Here is a 17,771-nt window from a genome sequence, read left to right as displayed (position 1 = left end):
CAGTTTGTCAGCTGAGCGACGCAGTTCGTCAGTCGACAGACGCGGGCAGGCCCAGGAGGGCGAAGTGCTCGGGGCCGACGAACGAGGTGATCCCGCAGATCTTGTCGCCGCGCAGGGTCAGCACGGTGATCGCCCAGCCGAAATGCTCGGCGTCCGGGGCGGTGCCGAGATAGCAGGCGACCGCGGGCTGGCCGTTCGCCGTGATCGTCCTGTTGCGCCAGCTCGGGCATCTGGTCAGTGGGACCTCGACGGCGAAGTCCATCGCCGCCTTGATCCCGCTGTACCAGTGGCCCATCGGCGGCATCGCCCAGGTGACGTCCTCGGTGAGCAGTGCGACCAGTGCGTCGGCGTCCCCGCGTTCGAGGGCGGTCGAGTACTGCGTGACGATCTCCTCCAGCCGCGCGTTGCCGATCTCACGGATCGTCTGCTGCTGGGTGACGGCGGGGACCTTCTCGTCGACGAGCTTGCGAGCCCGCTGCAATGCGCTGTTCACCGACGCCGTCGAGGTGTCCATCATGGTGGCGATCTCGGCCGCGCTGAACCCGAGCACCTCGAACAGCAGCAAGGCCGCGCGCTGGTTGCCCGGCAGGTGTTGCAGCGCCGCGACGAAGGCGAGCTCGACCGCCTCACGCTGCTCGTAGCGAGCCACCGGGCCGCCGGCGAGGTCGCCCGCGGAGTACGGGCCGAGCCAGGCGATCTCGGTCAGCGGGGGATCTTCGAGTACCGCGCGGTCGCTCGACGGGCTCAGGTCCATCGGCAGCGCGCGGCGGCCGCGGCTCTCGACCAGGTCGAGGCAGGTGCGGGTTGCGACGGTGTAGAGCCAGGAGCGCAGAGTGCTGCGGCCCTCGAAGCGCGCCAGGCCGCGCCAGGCGCGCAGTAGGGCGTCCTGCAGAGCGTCGTCGGCGTCATGGGACGAGCCGAGCATCCGGTAGCAGTGGGCGTGCAACTCGCGCCGCAACGGCACCACCAGTCGCGTGAACGCAGCGTCGTCGCCCACCCGGGCCGCGGCGAGATCCTCCTGCGCGGCGAGGTTCTCCTGCGCGGCGAGGTCGGGCTGCGCGACGAGGTTCTCTCGCGCGGCGAGGTCCTCCTGTGCGGCGAGGTCGGGCTGTGCGGTGAGGTCGGTTTGCGGCAAAGAGTGTTCGCTCACACCGATGAGTCTGCCTCATCCCGGGAGTCCTACTTGCGAACCAGCCGAATCAGGAGGACTCCCGATGGACCCGAAGTCTGACTTGCACCGTTACCTCCAGGCCGCCCGCGAGGACTTGCTCTGGAAGCTCGAAGGCCTCTCCGACTACGACGTCCGGCGGCCGCTCACGCCGACCGGGACCAACCTGCTCGGTCTGGTCAAACACCTGGCCGTCGTCGAGTTCCTGTACTTCGGGCTCGTGTTCGACCGGCCCGTCGAGAATCCGCCCGAGTATCTGGTGCGCCAGGACGGCGAGGTCAACGGGGACTTCTGGGCGACGGCCGACGAGACTCGTGAGGACATCCTCGATCTCTACCGTCGGGCCGCGGTGCACGCCGACGCCACGATCGCCGAGCTCGACCTGGACGCGGTCGGCTTCGTGCCCTGGTTCTCGCCGGCGATGCAGCGGCTCTCGCTGCACGCAGTACTCGTGCACGTTGTCGCCGAGTGCCACCGGCACGTCGGTCATGCTGACATCGTGCGCGAACTGATCGACGGGACCGCCGGGCTCTCCCGCGACGAACCCTTCCTGCCATCCGACGACCCCGCCTGGTGGGACGAGTACCGCGCCCGGGTGAGCGACGCCGCGGCCGCGCGAGTGAACGGTGCGGCGGCTGCGCAGGTGGGCGGTGCGGCGGCCGCGGGAGTGGGCGGTGCGGCGGCTGCGCAGGCGAGCGGCGGCGCCGCGCAGGTGGTGGACGCGTGAGTGAGGTGATGGCGTGGACTGAGGCGGAGCGGCTCAGTTTCGCGGATCTGCTGGAGGATCTTGAAGAGCACGAGTGGTCGGTGGACTCGCTGTGCGCCGGGTGGACCGTACGGGAGGTCGCGGCGCACCTGACGATGTCGACCCGGCTGACGCTCGGCCTCGCGATCAGGGGTGCGATCCGGGCCGGCGGCAGCTTCGACCGGATGGAGAACAGGTTCGCCAAGGAGCGAGCCGTACGGTTCACGTCCGCCGAGCTGATCGCCCAGATCCGGGAGACGGCGGCTTCGCCTCGGCGCGCCCCCGGCGCGAAGCCCCTCGATCCGCTGCTCGACGCGTTGGTGCACGGGCAGGACATCGCGCGACCCCTCGGGCGTCAGCGGGCAGTGCCTGTCGAGCCGGCGCTGGCCGCCCTGGAACACGCGCGGACGAGTGCCTTCTACGGAGCGCGCAAGCGATTCCGCGGCCTCAGGTTGGTGGCGACGGATGCGGACTGGGCTGCGGGTGGCGGTGTGGAGGAAGTCCGCGGTCCGGTCAGCGATCTCCTGCTGCTGGCGACCGGCCGACCCGCCGGACTGACCGGAACCTCCGGACCGGGCGCGGACCGGCTCGCTGCTCAGCTGAAGGTCTGACCAGCCAGGAAATCGAGCACCAGCGGACTCGCTGTCGTCTGGAACTCGTGGAAATACGCGTGCCGAGCGCCTGGGATCACGTGAGCGTGGGCGTCGGGGATGCGGTCCGCCAGTACTGCGGCGTTGGCGATCGGGCTGAACACGTCGTCCGCGCCGTGCAGGATCAACGTCGGCGCCTTGATGTCCGGCAGTTCTTCCCACGCCTCGTGGTTGTTGCTCGCGACCAGATGCCGCCCCCGCGCGTACGTCTGCATCGTGGAATCACCCAGTACGTCGTACGGGCCGGGGTGCTCGGCGAGCCAGCCGGGCGTGTACATCAGGTCGAGCAGGATCCGGTCCCGCCCGGCCTGATCGGCCCGTGCGAGTGCTCGCCGGATCTCCTGACTCCGCTCGAACCCGTGCTTCGTGCCGGGCGACGTGCAGCCGAGAACCAATCGCCGGACGCGCCCGGGGTACCGAATCGCAACCCACTGCGCGACCCGCCCACCCATGGAGGTCCCATAGACATCGGCGACCTCTATCCCGAGGTGATCCAGCACCGCCACGACGTCATCGGCGAAACCTTGCGTGCTGTAGATGTCATCCGGCCGGTCGCTGTCGCCGGTCCCGCGCCAGTCCAACGTGATGGTCTGACACGAGTCCTCGAAGTCTCCCCGCACCGCATCCCACCACCGATGGCTGTTAGCCTGCCCCGCCAACAACACCAACGGCGTACCGGAACCCCTCATCTGGTAGGCGATCCGAAACCCATCAGCCGCCGCGGCAAACCCGACGTCGCTCATAGCGCCATCCCAGGACGGGTCCGTGCTGCGACCTCCACCCCTGCTGCTCCCACCCATCCAAGGTACGGCTCCGTCGTCGCAGCTGACGTAGAGAGGTGTTCCGCCTCGGCGCCACGCATCGCCGGGGGTGGTCCGGGTGGTCCCTACATCCCCGCACCGACACCTGCACCCACTGCTCCGATTTCTCTTTGGCTGGCGTTCTGGTTGTAGATCGTGCTCGGCTTCTCATTCGTCCCCACACTCTTCCCCTAGATCCACAGGCCCGCTGGGGTTGTGGACAACTCGTCCGGATCCGGAGTGTCGGCACAATTCCGGACAATCTTTGGAATCCCTTACAGATAAGGGCCTTCCGGACCGGAAACTGTCGGAGGGGGTGTCTAGGGTCTGAGGTATGGAGATCTTGGGCGAGCGGCCGGTGTGGTCGATGAGTGACAGCGAACAGCTGTCCACTCTCGACGCCCTGCAGGCCGAGATCTCCCGGCTGCAGACCTACCGCCTGCAGGTTCTGGCCGCCTACGACGCGACCGGTCACGCCGCCACCCTCGGCGCGGGTGATACCGCGAGGCTGCTCGCGTTCCGGCACCGCCTGGACCCGGGCGTGATCAAGCGCGACCTGGCCCTGGCCAAAGCGCTGCGCAAGTACCCCGCCATCACCAACGCCCTCCCACCGGTCAACCCGCACGTCGACACCGACACCGACACCGACGGCATGGACGCCGACGGCGTCGACGCGGATGCCGAAGCCGGTGCGGGTGTGGGGGTGGTGTTGTCGCCGGCGCAGGCCGCGGCGATCGTGGCCGAACTGGAGAGCGTGCCCAAGACCGTCGCGGTCGAGGACCTGGCCGTGGCCGAACAACAACTCGTCGCCCTGGGTCGCCACTTCAACCCGTCGGAGCTGCGCAAGGCGGCCCGCCGGGTCCGGGACCTGCTGGACGCCGACGGCCCGGCACCGGAAGAGGACAAGGCCTATGCCCGGGAAGAGTTGCGGGTGAGGCCGGCGGACCGGGGTGTGAAGTTCAGTGGCTTCCTGGCCAACGAGAACGCCGAACTGTTCCAGGCCCTGATCCTGTCCGGTGCCAAGCCCCGTAAGACCGTCACCGGTGAGTTGGACCCGCGCTCACCGGACAAGCGCCGCGCCGACGCCCTCACCGACGTACTCAACGTCGCCTCCAACGCCATCACCGCCGCCACCCCGGCAGATCCAGCCGATCCAGCTGACACGGCCGGAGCAACCCTGGACGATGCCGAGACCGCCGGATCGCCAAGTGGCAACGGCACTCGACAGGCGGCCGGTAGCGCCGCCCCGACTGGTGCAGCCGCGAGCGGTGCCGCAGGCAGTGCAGCCGGCAGTGGCGCTGCAGGCCGTGGTGTGGCGGAGGCCGGGTACGGCCCGAAAGCGCACGTCACGGTCACCATCGACCTCAAAGACCTCACCGACGCCGGTGCCCACGCGGTCGGCACATTGGTGCACGGCGAGGGGTTGTCCGCGGGCGCGATCCGCCGGCTGGCGTGCGAGGCGCAGATCATCCCGATCGTGCTCGGCGCGAACTCCGAACCCCTCGACGTCGCCATGGCCCAACGCTTCGTCAACCGCGCCATGCGCCGCGCCCTGAACGCCCGCGACAAAGGCTGCGTCGTGTGCAAGGCGCCGCCGATCTTCTGCGACGCCCACCACCTGATCTCCTGGATCGACAACGGCCCCACCGCCCTGACCAACCTGGTCCTGCTCTGCCGCCGCCACCACATCGACACCCACCACGGCCACTGGACCATCACCCTCCACCACGGCACCGTCACCGTCGCCCGACCCGCCTGGGCCGAACCCGCCCCGACCCGGCACCGCTACCGCAGACCCGCCAGCAGCTACGGCGGAGCTGCGGCGTCGCCCGGCCCTGTCCGGAACCACGCCAACGATCCGGCTTGCACCACGACCGGGAACACCGCGGTCGCGCAGTTCGACCCCTGGGGCGATGCCGACCCGCCCGAACCAGGCTCCGGCAAACACACCCGTCCACCCGACGACCCGAATCCAGGTCACCGGGCGCTGCACCACGCCAACAACCCGCCACCGGCCACCACCACCGATCACCGGGATCGGGACCGGCGCCCTTCCGTCACGGGGTTCACGGAGCCCAGGCCAGGACCGCCGTGCGCCCGACCGGGCTGACGGTCCCACGACGCAGCGCACCTCGTGCGGACAGGGCAACCGAAGATCACGCCACGCCGGGCGAGGCGTCGTGCGCCCGCCCGCCCGACGGCCAGCATTGCGGATCTTCCCGAGTGATTGACGCGCACCGCGATCGGGCGAAGTGAGTGACGCGCACCGCGATCGGGCGGAGTGAGTGACGCGCACCGCGATCGGGCGGAGTGAGTGACGCGCACCGCCGATCGGGCGGAGTGAGTGACGCGCACCGCCGATCCGGGGCGGCCCGTACTGGTTGGCCTAGGATCCGCTCGAGTGGCTGACCCATCCCGGGCCAACCGGGAACTGTCACCTCTCCAACAGGGCTGGCCGGACCTAACGCGTGGCTCGGCTGCCGATGGTGTGGAGGAGTTGGGTGGTCGCGAGCGCGTGGAAATGGGTGGTGATGACCAGCAGCCGGTACAGGCGGCCGTGGGGGCCGGGGAAGGCTGAGTAGGTGTGGGCGCTCAGGACGGTCTGGCCGTTGGGAGTGTCGGTGAGGTCGAAGATCAGTTGGTACTTCGCGAAGCGGTGGCGGCCGGCGAGGGTCAATTGGTGCTGGGGGATCTCGTGGATCGGCTCGAATCCACTCTGCGGCTTGGTCCCCAGAACCCAGGCCAGCGGCACCGCTTTGCGAGCCCCGAGCGAGGTGTCGACGTACCGGAGAAGCGCGCTCCAGACGCGCTCGCGGGGTGCGTCGACCGTGGTCTGGTGGGTGTCCACGTAGGGCAGGTCGCTCGTCATGAGGATGCGTCAGAGGTGAGTTGGGCGCTCATGGCTTCGGCCAGGGCCACGACGGCGCTGAGCGGACGGACCATGACGGTAGTTCGGTGATCGAGCCGGTCTCGTCCGCGTGGAGGAAGTCGCAGCCCTCGATCTCGCGCCCACCGATGGCCGCCTGGAACACGAGCGCGTGGTCGGCCGCGTCAGCCGCGCCGATCTCTCGCACGTAGCGGAAGTCTTCGAACACTTCGAGCACGGACCTCAGGATCGGTACGACGGCCGCGCGACCCTGGTACGGCTTGAACACGACCGGGCTGCGGAAGATCACGTCTTCCGCGAGCAGGCCCACCATCGCGTCCAGGTCTCTTGCTTCCACGGCGGTGCGGAAAGGGTGCACAGCGGACTCCCGTATACTCAACTTGTTGAATAGGTGTCTTTGAGACTATTCCGCCGACGGAGGACCTGTCCAGATGGGATTGCGTCACGCTGTGCTTGCCTCGCTGCTGGAGGGGGACGCCGCGGGGTACGAGTTGTCCAAGCGGTTCGACGTGTCCGTCGCGAACTTCTGGTCGGCCACTCCGCAGCAGTTGTACCGCGAGCTCGAGCGGCTCGAGAGCGAGGGGTTCGTCGAGGGACGCGTGGTCGAGCAGCAGCGCCGGCCGAACAAGCGGGTCTTCGCCTTGACCCCGGCCGGGCGGGCGGAGTTGCGGGCCTTTATCGCTCAGCCGACGCGGCCGGGCGCGATGCGGGATGACCTACTCGTGAAGGTCCAGGCCGCCGGGCCGGACGACCTGCCCGCAGTACGGAAGGCCATTGAGGAACGGCGGCAACAGGCGCGGGAGAAGCTCGCGTTCTACGACCACCTTCACGACGGTCTCCTCGACGGGCGCACCGATGCCGCTCATCTGGCAGAGGCTGAGCGGGTTGGGCCGTACCTCACGCTGATGGGCGGACGCCTGTACGAGCAGGCGAACATCCACTGGTGCGAGTCCGTCCTGGCTGTGCTCGACGAGAGATCACCGGTACCAGACGGCGACTAAGTGTTCGAGGCGGTTGCGGATGCGGGCGCGGCCGGGCTCGGGGACATAGGGGAAGAAGGTGGGCCACTCGAGCATCACCAGCGTCAGTTCGGAGGCGACGGCCGCTCGGTGCAGGAGCGCGTCGTCCGGGATTCCCCTGGCAGCGGCGTACGCGGTGAGCATCGCCTCGCGGGGCGGGTTCACCCCGTCGACCCCAGCGCGCTGCCACAGCAGAGCCAAGTCCCCGGGGCCGTGGCCGATGTGGACTTCCTGCCAGTCGATCCAGACGAAGCGGTCCGCCGGATCGGTCAGGAGGTTGCCCAGGTGGAAGTCGCCGTGACACAGGCAGGCGGGCAGTTGCCGGATCGCGGCGCCGAGGGCCTCGAAGCTGGCCCATAGCGGCGCCAGCAGCCGCTCGCACCCCAGCTCGATCCAGGCGCGCTCGCCGGCCGCGAGCTTCTCCGCCGAAGCCGGCTCCCGCGCAGTCGCGCCACGGTCGATGGTCACTGCAAGCACCTGCTCGCGATGCAGCCGCCCGAGCTCCGTGGCGAGCTCGGTCCATCGCAGCTCTGACCATCGCTTGGCATCCGTCGGCACGCCCGCAGCCGTCAGAAGCAAGTAGGCACTGCCCTCGACCTCGCCTCCGACCAAGAACTCCGGCACCAGCACCGGCACCTGCGCGGCCAGCTCCCGATAGAACGTCACCTCACGCCGTGCCCGCTCCCGCAACCCCGGCCGAGAGGCCACCTTCAGCACGAACTCACCCGCGGGCTGGTCCACGGAAAGCCCGTATACCGCGGACCCCGAGGCCCCGCCCGCCATCGTCCGCGCACCGACCACCTCGCCTCGGACCCGATCACCCAGCAGCTCCCACCACCGCGCGGCCTCGCCCTCAACTGCCTCAGTAGTCGTCACCACAACACCCGCGTGCCCGGTCTCATCACCCGCTCAGAACTACCAGGGCCTACCGACAATCCGGCGATGTCCTTTTGCCAGCCCCCCGTTCGTTCCATTCTTGAGGGGCCAGACGGGCCCACGGCGATGAAGGAGAGTTCGATGCCGCAGTACCTTGCGTTGACTTACACGGCGGACGTGGACTGGTGGGCGCCCGAGCAGGCGGACGAGCTGGCGGAGTACCGGAAGTTCGGGGTCGACCACGCCGACACCATCAAGGCGAGTGCCGTGCTGCACCCGACCAGTACGGCGACCGTGGTGCGGGTCGAGGGTGCCCGCGGCGGCGAGGTGATCACCACGGACGGGCCGTACGCGGAGACGAAGGAAGCGCTGACCGGGTACTACCTGATCGAGGCGGACGACCTCGAGGCGGCGGTGCGGATCGCGGCCGAGCTTCCCGCGGCCTGGAGCGGCGCGGTCGAGGTACGGCCGGTCATCCTGGCCAAATGACCCCACATCCGGCGCACGACACGGTCGCCGAGACTGTCCGGATCGAGGGCGCGCGCATCCTCGCAACTCTGATCCGGACCGTCGGCGACGTGCAGCTCGCCGAGGACGCCGTCCAGGAGGCGAGCCTGGCGGCCCTCGGCGCGTGGCCGGTCACCGGGGTACCGCCGCAGCCGCGAGCCTGGCTGACGGTGACCGCCCGGCGGAAGGCGATCGACATCCTCCGGCGCGAGCGGGCCCGGCCGGACAAGGAGCGGGACGGGCTGATGATGATGGAACTCAGCGGGTCCGAGATACCGCCGGACGAGGTCGTCCACGACGACCTGCTGCGGTTGATCTTCACCTGCTGCCACCCCGCGCTCTCGCCGGCGACCCGGATCGTCCTGGCGCTGAGGACGCTGTGTGGTCTCACGCCCGCGCAGATCGGCGGGGTACTCCTCACCACCGAGGTCGCGACGACCAAGCGCCTGACCCGGGCTCGCCAGAAGATCGCCGCCGCCCACATCCCGTACCGCGTACCGGCCGAGGGTGAGCTGGCCGGGCGACTTCCTGCGGTGTGCGGGGTGATCCACAGTCTCTACACGGCGGGCCATGCGCCGGTCGACGGTCAGGCGGCGTACGACGTGGACGCGTGTGCCGAGGCGATCCGGCTTGCCGAACTCCTGCACGAGTTGCTTCCGGAGCAGACGATGCCGGCCTCCGTTCTGGCACTGCTGCTCCTCACCGACGCCCGGCGGCCTTCGCGGGTCGACGACCAAGGGGACGTCGTCACCCTCGACAAACAGGATCGGAGCCATTGGGACACGCCGGCGATCACCCGCGGTATCGACCTGCTGAACGAGTCACTGCTCCGCACTCACGGCCAGGCGGACGCCTACCAACTCCAAGCCGCCATTGCAGCCGAGCACGCTCGCGCTCCGAGCTATGCCGAGACCGATTGGGCGGAGATCCTGCGGCTGTACGACCTGCTCATCTCGATCGCCCCCAGCGATGCCGCCGCGCTGGGCCGAGTAGTCGCTGCAGCCGAGGCAGCCGACCCCGCGACCGGCCTTGCCTTGCTGAACGACCTCCCGCCAAGCCCTCGCTGGCACGCAGTACGAGCTGAACTGCTGGCCCGCGAGAACCGCTTCGCCGAGGCCGCCCAAGAGATGACAGAAGCCCTCGCCGGCGCGTCTACCCAGCCAGAACAACACCACCGCGAACGCCGCCGAGCCCGATTCCTCCACCTGGCAACCTCACCGGACGACGTCGCTTGATCAGGCTTGGGTGCGGGCGTGTTCCGGGGTCCGGCCGGTCCACGTGTGGAAGGCGCGGTAGAAGGAGTTGGTGTCGTCGTAGCCGAGGAGGTACGAGATCTCGCCGGCGGTGAGTTGTGGGGTCGAGAGGTAGTGGCGGGCCAGGGACTCGCGGGTCTCGCGGAGTACGAGTTGGAAAGTGGTGGACTCGAGGTTCAGGCGCCGTTGGAGGGTGCGGGTGCTGACGGCCAGTTCACGGGCGACGGCGGGCATCGTCGCCGAGCCGGCCGGAAGGAGCCGCAGCAGTACCGCCCGGACGAGTTCCGTCGTCGAGGAGTCCCGGTCCAAGTCGCTGAGGCGCCGGCGGAGGCCGGGTTCGAAGTACTCCCACATCTGGGAGTTGGCGGTGAGGAACGGCTTCTCGGCGTCGCGGGCGGAGAAGGTGATCGACGCAGTGGCGGCGTGCTCGATCGTCACGCCGAGGTACTCCGTGTAGGCGGCGGGATCCGCGAGCCGCAGTGGAGCATGGACGTGGACGGGCCGGACCTCGGTGCGGGTGGCGATCCTGGCCAGCGCGACCCAGAAGATCAGCTCGGTGAGCACCAGCGCGTCCGGCGGGTTCGAACCGTGCGGCCAGTGCGTCTCGATTGTCGTTGTGCCAGGCGACGAGTTGATTGCCAGCCGCAACGGCCCGATGAGCTTCTTGTACTGCGCGATCCGGGTCGCGGCGAGCTTGAGATCGGGGCTGCACAGCGCGGCGAAGATCGGCGGGTCGAACGCCTCGACGGAGATCGCGGTGCCGATCCGGATCGGCAGGTGCGGGTCGTCCGCCTCCTCGTCGAGCGCCCGCCACAGCGCGTAGTACTGGGACACCGTCAGCGTCGCGGCAGCCTCGGTGAAGGTCACCTCGGGCAGGGATGCCCTGCGGAGTACGTTCGGCACGGAGATCCCGAGATCGGTCAGCAGCACCGTGGCCGAGGGATTCAGGGTGAACCCGGTCATCGGGACTCCTTCGATCACAGCTGAGCCATGATGACGCGGTCGTAGACCCGGTCGCCGAACAACTTCCGTACGGTGATCAGCAGGCGGGCGTATTTGCCGGCGACGTACCGGGTCTTCGGCCGTCGTGCCTCGAGGGCGCCCGCGATCACCCCGGCGATCAGCGAGGCAGGTGATCCGCCGGCCTCGTAGCTCTCGCGGGTCGTGCCGGCCACCTTGTGGGCGAGGTCGGCGTACGGGCCCTTGCCGGAGCGCTCGAGCATCGGCTCGACCAGGACGTGTCCGAACTCGGTCTCGATGATGCCCGGCTCGATCACGATCACGTCGATGCCGAACGGCTTGAGCTCTAGCCGCAGGCAGTCCGACCAGCCTTCGACGGCGTGCTTCGTCGCGTGGTACCAGGATCCCAGCGGGGTGTAGATCCTGCCGCCCATCGACGACAGGTTCACGATCTTCCCGGCGCCCTTCGCGCGCATGGCCGGCAGCGCGAGCTGGGTCAGCCGGGCCAGGCCGAAGAGGTTGACCTCGAACTGGTACCGGGCGTCGGCGATCGTGGTGTCCTCCATCGCGCCGTACATGCCGAAACCGGCGTTGTTGACCAGCACGTCGACACCGCCGCGCTCAGCGGTGATGCGGTCCACCGCGGCCACGATGTCGTCGTCCTTGGTGATGTCCATCGCCAGCACCGTCGCGCCGAGGTCTTCCAGGTCGCGCATCCGGTCCACCCGGCGCGCCGCCGCGTAGACGACGTACCCGTCGGCGAGCAACCGCTCCGCCGTCGCCTTGCCCATGCCCGACGATGCGCCGGTCACCAGAACGGTCTTCACGAACCTGCCTCCTCGCCAGGTGGTCCCGATGACCACCTGACAATGACGGTAGGCAACGGCAGCCGGTCAGGCACTAGCAAGACGCGCCAATCCACCTGCGGATCACGCCATCGGCCGCGGTCGCATCATCGGCCGCGGTCACATCGGTCGGGGTCCCGTCGTCGGCCTGGGCGCAGGGGTGCTGTTCCCGCGGACCGCGATCGGCAGAACGATCATCAGCAAACCGATCAGCAGCAGCGTGCCACCGGCGATCAGCGCGCCGATGGCGATCGGCAGGATGATCGGCAGCTTGGCCGCGGCACTGACGCTCGCGTCGATACCGGACGAGCCGTCGGCGTTCATGATCAGGATCGTCCAGTCGCCGTCGGCAACGTCCCAGACCAGCGTGCGGGGCCCGGTTCCGCTGTCGGAGGCGACCCAGAAGGACTGCCCGGCCGGATCCGCGGGACTGTCGGTGCCGGGTCGTGTCGTGTAGGTGGCCTTGAACGGATCGACGTCGATGTCGGACAGCTCATCGTGGCCGACACCCTCCAGGTACTTCGCCACCTCGGCGGACGGGCCGATCCCGAGGAAGAGTGGTGTGTCCGCACCCATCATCTCGGCGCGGATCCGGATCTTGCCCAGCATCCCCTGCCCGGAGCCGACCTGAGGACCGGCGAGGTCGACGTCGATCGATGGCACGGACAACGCGGACGTGTCGGTCTGGAACTGCTCCGGCCCGGCCGTGTAGTAGCCGTCGCCGTCGCGCTGCTGGTGCGCCCACAGCCCGATCCCGCCACCGACGAGGAGGCAGCCACCGAGCAGGACGAGCACGCTGCCGAGAATGATCAACAGGGTGCGCCAGGCACTCCACGGTCGCTTCTGAGGCGCGACCTGGCTCGGGTTGGGGTTGGTCGGTGCCGTGGTCATGAGACGACCTCCGCGGGCGTCCTGATCATCCAGACGCCGAGCCAGACCATCGCCAGGCCGAGGCCGATGCCCCACGGCGGCAGCAGCGCGTTGAAGCCGAGCAGGCCGCCGACCACGATGGCGATGCAGATCGCTTTCGGGAACACGCCGGCACGCAGGCTCGCGAGGCCGAAGAGCGCCCAGCCGATGGCGAAGAGGAGATAGCTCGACACTGCGCCGATGACGATCAGACCGGACGGATCCGCATCGAGGATCTGCGGCGCGATGTCGGCGAGGTACGTGACGTAGAACGTCTCGAACCACAGGTCGCCGCCGAGGAACATGGTGCCGACCAGGGCCCCGATCAGCCCGACGACACCGAACCGGCCGGCCTTGTGTGCCTGCCGGCTGTACGCCGCGACGGCGGCGAGGATCAGCAGGCAGAAGGCCACGAAGTACACGATTCCGCTGATCCGGTAGGCGAGGTTCTGCGAGGTGCCCTGCCGATCGTCCCTGTCGACGATGGGGAACATCACCAGCTCCACCACGATCATCAGGGTCCCGGCGGCCAGGGCGAGAGGCCCTGCCAATCGGGCCAGTGGTGCCAGTGACGAACTCGATGGGACTGTGACGGTGGATCTTGGATTCTGCGGTGCGTTCGGCCTGGACATGCCGGCCAACCCCCTCAGCGAGCGGAGGTCTGCCTCAACCCCCAAGAAATACGGACCTCCGGTGGTCCTGCCCCGCACACCGATCGCCAAAGGTGAGACCCGGTGACCGGGTCTTTGACACTCCGTTCCACAATATGTACGTCGTACAGAAAGTCAACAGCCGGGAGCCCTTGGATGACGCAGTCGCCGAACCGCCGGATGGGCCGGCCGCGCGCCGTCACGGAGCAAGCCATCCTCGACGCCGCTCTCTCGCAGCTGGACACCGGCGGCGCGGCCTCGGTGTCGGTCCGGGGGATCGCCGCCCAGCTCGGTATCGCGCCGAACGCCGTCTACACCTACTTCCCCAACAAGGCCGCCGTACTGCGGGCCCTTGTCGAGCGATTCCTCGGGGAGGTCAACCACGACCGGTTCGCCGATCGGCAGATGCCCTGGAGAGAGCGGGTCGAAGCCCTTGCCCTGGAGCTGCGAACCCGACTGGTGGCTCACCCGGGCGCGGTTCACCTGCTCCTGGGTGGTCCCATGGACGGCCCCAACGCGCTGATGCTCCGCGAGTCCCTCGCCGGAGTACTGGCAGACGCGGGCGCCACCGCCGACGACGCGGCCCGCGCCTCGTACGTCCTGGTGGTCTACGTTCTCGGCGCCATCGCCCTGGAAGTAGCCGGCCTCGACCACGCCGATCTCACCGAGTCCGAACGCATCACCACCCGCCGAGCCACCCTCGACACCATCTCCACCACCACCTACCCCCGCACCACGAGCACTGCCGCCACCGTCGCGAAGTACTTCACCACCGAACAGTTCCTCTGGGGCCTGACCCACATCCTCAACGGCCTCGCCCCCACCCCCGAAGCGCCGGCCCGCTGAAGGTCATGCGGAGACCTTCTCTGGGGGCACGCAGTTGGCTATGCAGGCGTGGGGTGGTGGAGGAGCCATGCGTGGGGTGGAGGTTGTGGTGGTCTTGGAGACGAAGGCGACGGAGATTGCCGCCGCGGCCAAGCAGAGCCCCGCGGTGGCGAGCATCGCGGGGCGGAAGCTTGCGGCGATTGTCTCGGTGAGGCTGAGGTCGACGCCGCCAGCCAGTGCCGGGAGTACTGCGATCGCGGCCACGCCACCGATGCGCGACACGGTGTTGTTGACCGCGGAGGCCTCACCGAGGTCGGCGCTGCTCACCGCCGCGAGCACAGCGGCAGTCAATGGTGTGACTGCCAGTCCGAGTCCCAGTCCGTACACAAGATTCCCCGGGAGCACACCGCCCAGGTAGCTCGAACCCGGTCCGAGCGCGGACAGGTAGACGAACGCGATCCCGACGATGGTCATCCCTGCTGCCATCAACCACCCGGGACCGAAGCGGGCCACCAGGGACCCACTGACCGGCGAGATGAGCAGGAAGACGATCGAGGAGGGGATCAGCGCGGCTCCCGCGGCGCTCGCGCTGTAGCCCAGTTGCAGCTCCAGTTGCAGGTAGAGCAGGTACGACGAGGCGGCCAGGGCGCCGTAGAAGAGCAGCGTGCCGGCGTTGATCGCGTCGAACTGGCGCGACTGGAACAGCCGCAGCTGCAACATCGGATGCCGCCGCATCGCCTCGAACGGGAACAGCGTCACCAGGCAGGCGATACCGACCAGGCCGGCGACCACGACCGAAGGACGGGACCAGCCCTTGGCGGCACCTTCGGTGAGCGCGTAGATGACCCCGCCGAACCCGACCGCAGTGAGCAGCGAACCCGGCACGTCGGGCCGGCCGCTGGCCGCGGGATCCCTGCTGTCCGGGACGCTTCGCAGTACGAGCAGCGCGGCGATCACCAGCGGCGCGTTCAGCAGGAACAGCCAGCGCCAGGAGTAGGTGTCCGAAAGCCAGCCACCCGCGTACGGACCGACCGTCATACCGAGTGTCGCAAGCCCCGCCCAGATGCCGATCCCGCGGGCCCGGTCCTCGGGGCGCAGGGTCGCGTTGAGGAGGGCCAGGCTGCTCGGCACCACCAGGGCGCCGCCGATTCCCTGGAGCACCCGAGCCGCGATCAGCAGACCCACCGACGGAGCGAGCGCACACAGCACCGACGCCCCCAGGGTGATCACCAGCCCGACCGCCAGGATCCGTCGCCGTCCGTAGCGGTCCGAGAGACCACCGGCGACTAGGAGGAGGGCCGCGACCGTCACCAGGAAACTCGTCACCACCCACTGCAGTTCGGCTACGCCGGCGTTCTGGTCCTCGCCGATGGCAGGCAAGGCGACCGTGACGACCGAGGCATCGAGGAACCCGATCATCGAGGCCAGCACGGTCGCGCAGATGACCGCGATTCCCGTCCTACTACTCAGCGGGACGGACGGGCTTGCCTGCTCAAGGGACATGCCTCCCACACTGCGGGAATCAGGAGGAACTCGCACCAGTGGGATCCCCTGGTTTGTCCCGGGCCTAGTGCGTGCGTGCCGTGCGGTACGGGTCGCCGGCCGGTAGCCAGGCTGTCTCGAGGTCGAGCGAGGCGAGGTCGCGGGTCAGTACTTCGACGGTGGCGTGCACCGCTTTCCGGGACTCGTCGCGCCGCGTCACCAGGCACCAGGTCCAGTACGGCGAGGGGTCGATCACCTGGCGCCGGACGAGGTCGGGTGGCAGCGGCCCGAGCTGGCTCTTCGGCGAGTTCAGCAGGGGACGGCGGAGGCGGCGTACGTTGTCGAAGAAGGCGTCACCGGTGATCCCGCCGTCGTCGATGTACTCGAGCTTCGCGCCGGTGTCGTGGGCGAACTCCTCTCCATAGGCGTTCCAGGACGACCAGGTGGCGGTGTCGGCGTCCACCGGGACGAGGATGTCCTTCGCCCGGACCGGCGACGCGTCGGCGCCGACGGCAACGGCGAACAGCCGGTCCGCGCCGATCACCTGCGCGTCGAGGTCGAGCTTGGCCAGGTCGTCGGACAGTACCCAGCAGATCGCCAGATCGAGGGTGCCGTCCGCGACCCGCGCCGCCTGGGCGTGCGAGGGCAGCACCCAGGCGTCGATCAGGAGCTGGGCGACACCGGACGCGCGGCTGACGAGGTCGGCCGGGTGCCAGCTGACGTAGCCGAGCCGGACCGGTTCGCTCGCCGCCATACCGCTCGCGGAACGTCGCAACTCGTCGGCCTGCTCGAGCAGCGCCCGCGTCGAGGACAGCAGCGCCTGGCCGCTGGCAGTCAGCGTGACGGACCGGCGGTCGCGGTCGAACAACCGGACGCCCAGGTCCCGCTCGAGGGACTTGATCTGCTGGGAGAGCGACGGCCCGGCGATGTGCAGGCGAGCCGCGGCCCGGCCGAAGTTCAGCTCCTCGGCCACGGCGACGAAGTACCGCAGTTGGCGAAGCTCCATGGGTCGATCGTAAGGCGGTGGGAGGCGTTGCCTCTCAGCAGAGAGCAACTCGGTCGTGGTGAAGCCGGCAGGGACCGAGCAAGCATGATCACCTACCTTGAGAGCCGCCCCGTTCGCGACCGGGGAGATGCTTCCGACGAAAGGCCTGTGATGCTCAGCGATCAGCTCGGTCTCGACCTCCCGGTGTTCGCCGCTCCGATGGCCGGCGGCGCCACTACGGCGCGGCTCGTCGACGCGGCGGCGAAGGCCGGCAGCCTCGGCTTCCTGGCCGCCGGGTACAAGTCACCGGAGGCACTCGATCAGGAGCTGAGCGCGGCGCCGTCCACGGCTTTCGGGGTCAACCTGTTCGCGCCGAACCCGTTGCCTGTCGATCGTGAGGAGTTCCGCCGCTACGCCGGGCTCATCGCCGCGGAGGCGGACCGGTACGGCATCGAGCTAGCAGCCGCCCAACCGATCGAGGATGACGATCGCTGGCACGAGAAGCTCGAGGTACTGCGCGCCCACCCGGTCCCGGTGGTGAGCTTCACGTTCGGCGTCCCGAGCCGCGACGACCTCGCCGTACTGCGTGCCACCGGCGCGTTGCTCCTGCAGACAGTGACCACGATCGACGAGGCCAAGGCCGCCAGTGACGCGGGCGTCGATGCCCTGGTGGTACAGGCCTCAGCGGCAGGTGGTCACTCCGGCACCTTCACCCCGAAGCAGCCGCCGGTAGAGGTTCCGATCAACGACCTGGTCGCGGCCGTACGGCGTACCGTCGGGCTGCCGGTAATCGCCGCCGGCGGCCTGGCGACCGCGGAGGAGGTGGCCGCGGTGATCCGGGCCGGTGCGGATGCCGTTGCCGTCGGCACCATTCTCCTGCGCAGCGACGAGGCCGGCACGTCGGCCACCCACCGGGCGGCGCTGGCAGATCCCAGCCGGGCGGACACCGTGGTGACCCACGCGTTCACCGGGCGTCCCGCACGAGCTCTGCCGAACGCTTTCACGAATCAGTACAGCGATCTCGCGCCTTACGGCTATCCGGCCTTGCACCACCTGACCAGCGGTCTTCGCAAGGCCGCCGCGGCAGCCGGCGACCAGGAGCACCTGCACCTCTGGGCCGGCACGGGATTCAGGCACGCCACCGAAGAGCCGGCCGCCACCATCCTGACCCGCCTGGCCGAAAAGCTCTGACCCCCAAGGGTCGCCTGGT

Annotated in this window: 19 protein-coding genes; 8 read left to right on the top strand and 11 right to left on the bottom strand. The window is 69.1% G+C overall.

The window, feature by feature from the left end:
* Positions 1-28: 28 nt before the first annotated feature.
* Positions 29-1,150 (bottom strand): sigma-70 family RNA polymerase sigma factor, encoded by a 1,122-nt coding sequence (locus EV648_RS21635; RefSeq protein WP_241995450.1) that lies wholly within the window; start codon positions 1,148-1,150, stop codon positions 29-31.
* A gap of 64 nt (positions 1,151-1,214) precedes the next feature.
* Between EV648_RS21635 and EV648_RS21630 the strand changes: the two genes are divergently transcribed.
* Both EV648_RS21630 and EV648_RS21625 read left to right on the top strand, forming a co-directional pair.
* A complete protein-coding gene (locus EV648_RS21630; protein ID WP_132294630.1) occupies positions 1,215-1,895 on the top strand; it encodes a DinB family protein in 681 nt (226 codons plus the stop codon).
* The gene (locus tag EV648_RS21625; protein ID WP_199234745.1) at positions 1,892-2,524 is read left to right on the top strand and encodes a maleylpyruvate isomerase family mycothiol-dependent enzyme; all 633 of its coding nucleotides are present in this window, start codon (positions 1,892-1,894) and stop codon (positions 2,522-2,524) included. The genes EV648_RS21630 and EV648_RS21625 overlap by 4 nt, the downstream gene beginning before the upstream one ends.
* Here the strand turns inward: EV648_RS21625 and EV648_RS21620 are convergent.
* Positions 2,509-3,306 (bottom strand): alpha/beta fold hydrolase, encoded by a 798-nt coding sequence (locus tag EV648_RS21620; protein ID WP_132294627.1) that lies wholly within the window; start codon positions 3,304-3,306, stop codon positions 2,509-2,511. The two genes, EV648_RS21625 and EV648_RS21620, sit on opposite strands and share 16 nt — an antisense overlap.
* Before the next feature lie 391 nt (positions 3,307-3,697).
* On the opposite strand from EV648_RS21620, the gene EV648_RS21615 reads away from it, so the two are divergent.
* A complete protein-coding gene (locus EV648_RS21615) occupies positions 3,698-5,473 on the top strand; it encodes an HNH endonuclease signature motif containing protein (protein WP_132294624.1) in 1,776 nt (591 codons plus the stop codon).
* Between the two features lie 351 nt (positions 5,474-5,824).
* Here EV648_RS21615 and EV648_RS21610 read toward each other — a convergent pair whose 3' ends face one another.
* A complete protein-coding gene (locus EV648_RS21610) occupies positions 5,825-6,232 on the bottom strand; it encodes a hypothetical protein (RefSeq protein WP_132294621.1) in 408 nt (135 codons plus the stop codon).
* A gap of 28 nt (positions 6,233-6,260) precedes the next feature.
* A complete protein-coding gene (locus tag EV648_RS21605) occupies positions 6,261-6,587 on the bottom strand; it encodes a nuclear transport factor 2 family protein (protein WP_241995449.1) in 327 nt (108 codons plus the stop codon).
* A 94-nt stretch (positions 6,588-6,681) separates the two neighbouring features.
* Here EV648_RS21605 and EV648_RS21600 point away from each other — a divergent pair, with 94 nt between their 5' ends.
* Positions 6,682-7,251 carry a PadR family transcriptional regulator gene (locus tag EV648_RS21600; RefSeq protein ID WP_132294618.1) on the top strand — a complete coding sequence of 190 codons (570 nt, stop codon included), beginning with the start codon at positions 6,682-6,684 and terminating at the stop codon, positions 7,249-7,251.
* On the opposite strand, the gene EV648_RS21595 is transcribed toward EV648_RS21600, so the two are convergent.
* Entirely contained in the window at positions 7,228-8,145 is a 918-nt protein-coding gene (locus tag EV648_RS21595; protein ID WP_132294616.1) for an aminoglycoside phosphotransferase family protein, read from the bottom strand. The two genes, EV648_RS21600 and EV648_RS21595, sit on opposite strands and share 24 nt — an antisense overlap.
* A gap of 141 nt (positions 8,146-8,286) precedes the next feature.
* Here EV648_RS21595 and EV648_RS21590 point away from each other — a divergent pair, with 141 nt between their 5' ends.
* Positions 8,287-8,634: a YciI family protein gene (locus EV648_RS21590; protein WP_132294613.1), complete on the top strand. Its 348-nt coding sequence runs from the start codon at positions 8,287-8,289 to the stop codon at positions 8,632-8,634.
* A complete protein-coding gene (locus EV648_RS21585) occupies positions 8,631-9,887 on the top strand; it encodes an RNA polymerase sigma factor (RefSeq protein ID WP_132294610.1) in 1,257 nt (418 codons plus the stop codon). The genes EV648_RS21590 and EV648_RS21585 overlap by 4 nt, the downstream gene beginning before the upstream one ends.
* Here EV648_RS21585 and EV648_RS21580 read toward each other — a convergent pair whose 3' ends face one another.
* From EV648_RS21580 to EV648_RS21565, 4 genes are all read right to left on the bottom strand, one after another.
* Entirely contained in the window at positions 9,888-10,868 is a 981-nt protein-coding gene (locus tag EV648_RS21580) for an AraC family transcriptional regulator (protein ID WP_132294607.1), read from the bottom strand.
* A gap of 14 nt (positions 10,869-10,882) precedes the next feature.
* Positions 10,883-11,692: an oxidoreductase gene (locus tag EV648_RS21575; protein ID WP_241995448.1), complete on the bottom strand. Its 810-nt coding sequence runs from the start codon at positions 11,690-11,692 to the stop codon at positions 10,883-10,885.
* Between the two features lie 138 nt (positions 11,693-11,830).
* Positions 11,831-12,601, bottom strand: a complete 771-nt coding sequence (locus tag EV648_RS21570; RefSeq protein WP_132294604.1) for a hypothetical protein — start codon at positions 12,599-12,601, stop codon at positions 11,831-11,833.
* On the bottom strand, positions 12,598-13,170 hold the full coding sequence (locus tag EV648_RS21565) for a hypothetical protein (RefSeq protein ID WP_132294601.1): 573 nt from the start codon (positions 13,168-13,170) through the stop codon (positions 12,598-12,600). The genes EV648_RS21570 and EV648_RS21565 overlap by 4 nt, the downstream gene beginning before the upstream one ends.
* A gap of 255 nt (positions 13,171-13,425) precedes the next feature.
* Here EV648_RS21565 and EV648_RS21560 point away from each other — a divergent pair, with 255 nt between their 5' ends.
* Positions 13,426-14,115 carry a TetR/AcrR family transcriptional regulator gene (locus tag EV648_RS21560; protein ID WP_132294598.1) on the top strand — a complete coding sequence of 230 codons (690 nt, stop codon included), beginning with the start codon at positions 13,426-13,428 and terminating at the stop codon, positions 14,113-14,115.
* A gap of 3 nt (positions 14,116-14,118) precedes the next feature.
* Here the strand turns inward: EV648_RS21560 and EV648_RS21555 are convergent, their stop codons facing one another.
* Positions 14,119-15,597, bottom strand: a complete 1,479-nt coding sequence (locus EV648_RS21555; RefSeq protein ID WP_132294595.1) for an MFS transporter — start codon at positions 15,595-15,597, stop codon at positions 14,119-14,121.
* Positions 15,598-15,661: 64 nt separating this feature from the next.
* Positions 15,662-16,582 (bottom strand): LysR family transcriptional regulator, encoded by a 921-nt coding sequence (locus tag EV648_RS44945; protein WP_132294592.1) that lies wholly within the window; start codon positions 16,580-16,582, stop codon positions 15,662-15,664.
* Between the two features lie 84 nt (positions 16,583-16,666).
* On the opposite strand from EV648_RS44945, the gene EV648_RS21545 reads away from it, so the two are divergent.
* Complete coding sequence (locus tag EV648_RS21545) at positions 16,667-17,752, top strand: nitronate monooxygenase family protein (protein WP_241995446.1); 1,086 nt, start codon at positions 16,667-16,669, stop codon at positions 17,750-17,752.
* Positions 17,753-17,771 lie beyond the last annotated feature (19 nt).

The sequence above is a fragment of the Kribbella sp. VKM Ac-2568 genome (genome assembly GCF_004345365.1).
Lineage (GTDB): Bacteria > Actinomycetota > Actinomycetes > Propionibacteriales > Kribbellaceae > Kribbella > Kribbella orskensis.
Note: the sequence above shows the minus strand (reverse complement) of the source record. Positions and strands in the feature narration are given on the sequence as shown.

Excerpts from the sequence above, each read along its gene's own strand:
- EV648_RS21630 (WP_132294630.1), top strand. The coding sequence starts at position 1,215 with ATGGACCCGAAGTCTGACTTGCACCGTTACCTCCAGGCCGCCCGCGAG.
- EV648_RS21620 (WP_132294627.1), bottom strand. The coding sequence starts at position 3,306 with ATGAGCGACGTCGGGTTTGCCGCGGCGGCTGATGGGTTTCGGATCGCC.
- EV648_RS21615 (WP_132294624.1), top strand. The coding sequence starts at position 3,698 with ATGGAGATCTTGGGCGAGCGGCCGGTGTGGTCGATGAGTGACAGCGAA.
- EV648_RS21610 (WP_132294621.1), bottom strand. The coding sequence starts at position 6,232 with ATGACGAGCGACCTGCCCTACGTGGACACCCACCAGACCACGGTCGAC.
- EV648_RS21600 (WP_132294618.1), top strand. The coding sequence starts at position 6,682 with ATGGGATTGCGTCACGCTGTGCTTGCCTCGCTGCTGGAGGGGGACGCC.
- EV648_RS21590 (WP_132294613.1), top strand. The coding sequence starts at position 8,287 with ATGCCGCAGTACCTTGCGTTGACTTACACGGCGGACGTGGACTGGTGG.
- EV648_RS21585 (WP_132294610.1), top strand. The coding sequence starts at position 8,631 with ATGACCCCACATCCGGCGCACGACACGGTCGCCGAGACTGTCCGGATC.
- EV648_RS21580 (WP_132294607.1), bottom strand. The coding sequence starts at position 10,868 with ATGACCGGGTTCACCCTGAATCCCTCGGCCACGGTGCTGCTGACCGAT.
- EV648_RS21570 (WP_132294604.1), bottom strand. The coding sequence starts at position 12,601 with ATGACCACGGCACCGACCAACCCCAACCCGAGCCAGGTCGCGCCTCAG.
- EV648_RS21560 (WP_132294598.1), top strand. The coding sequence starts at position 13,426 with ATGACGCAGTCGCCGAACCGCCGGATGGGCCGGCCGCGCGCCGTCACG.
- EV648_RS21555 (WP_132294595.1), bottom strand. The coding sequence starts at position 15,597 with ATGTCCCTTGAGCAGGCAAGCCCGTCCGTCCCGCTGAGTAGTAGGACG.
- EV648_RS44945 (WP_132294592.1), bottom strand. The coding sequence starts at position 16,582 with ATGGAGCTTCGCCAACTGCGGTACTTCGTCGCCGTGGCCGAGGAGCTG.
- EV648_RS21545 (WP_241995446.1), top strand. The coding sequence starts at position 16,667 with ATGATCACCTACCTTGAGAGCCGCCCCGTTCGCGACCGGGGAGATGCT.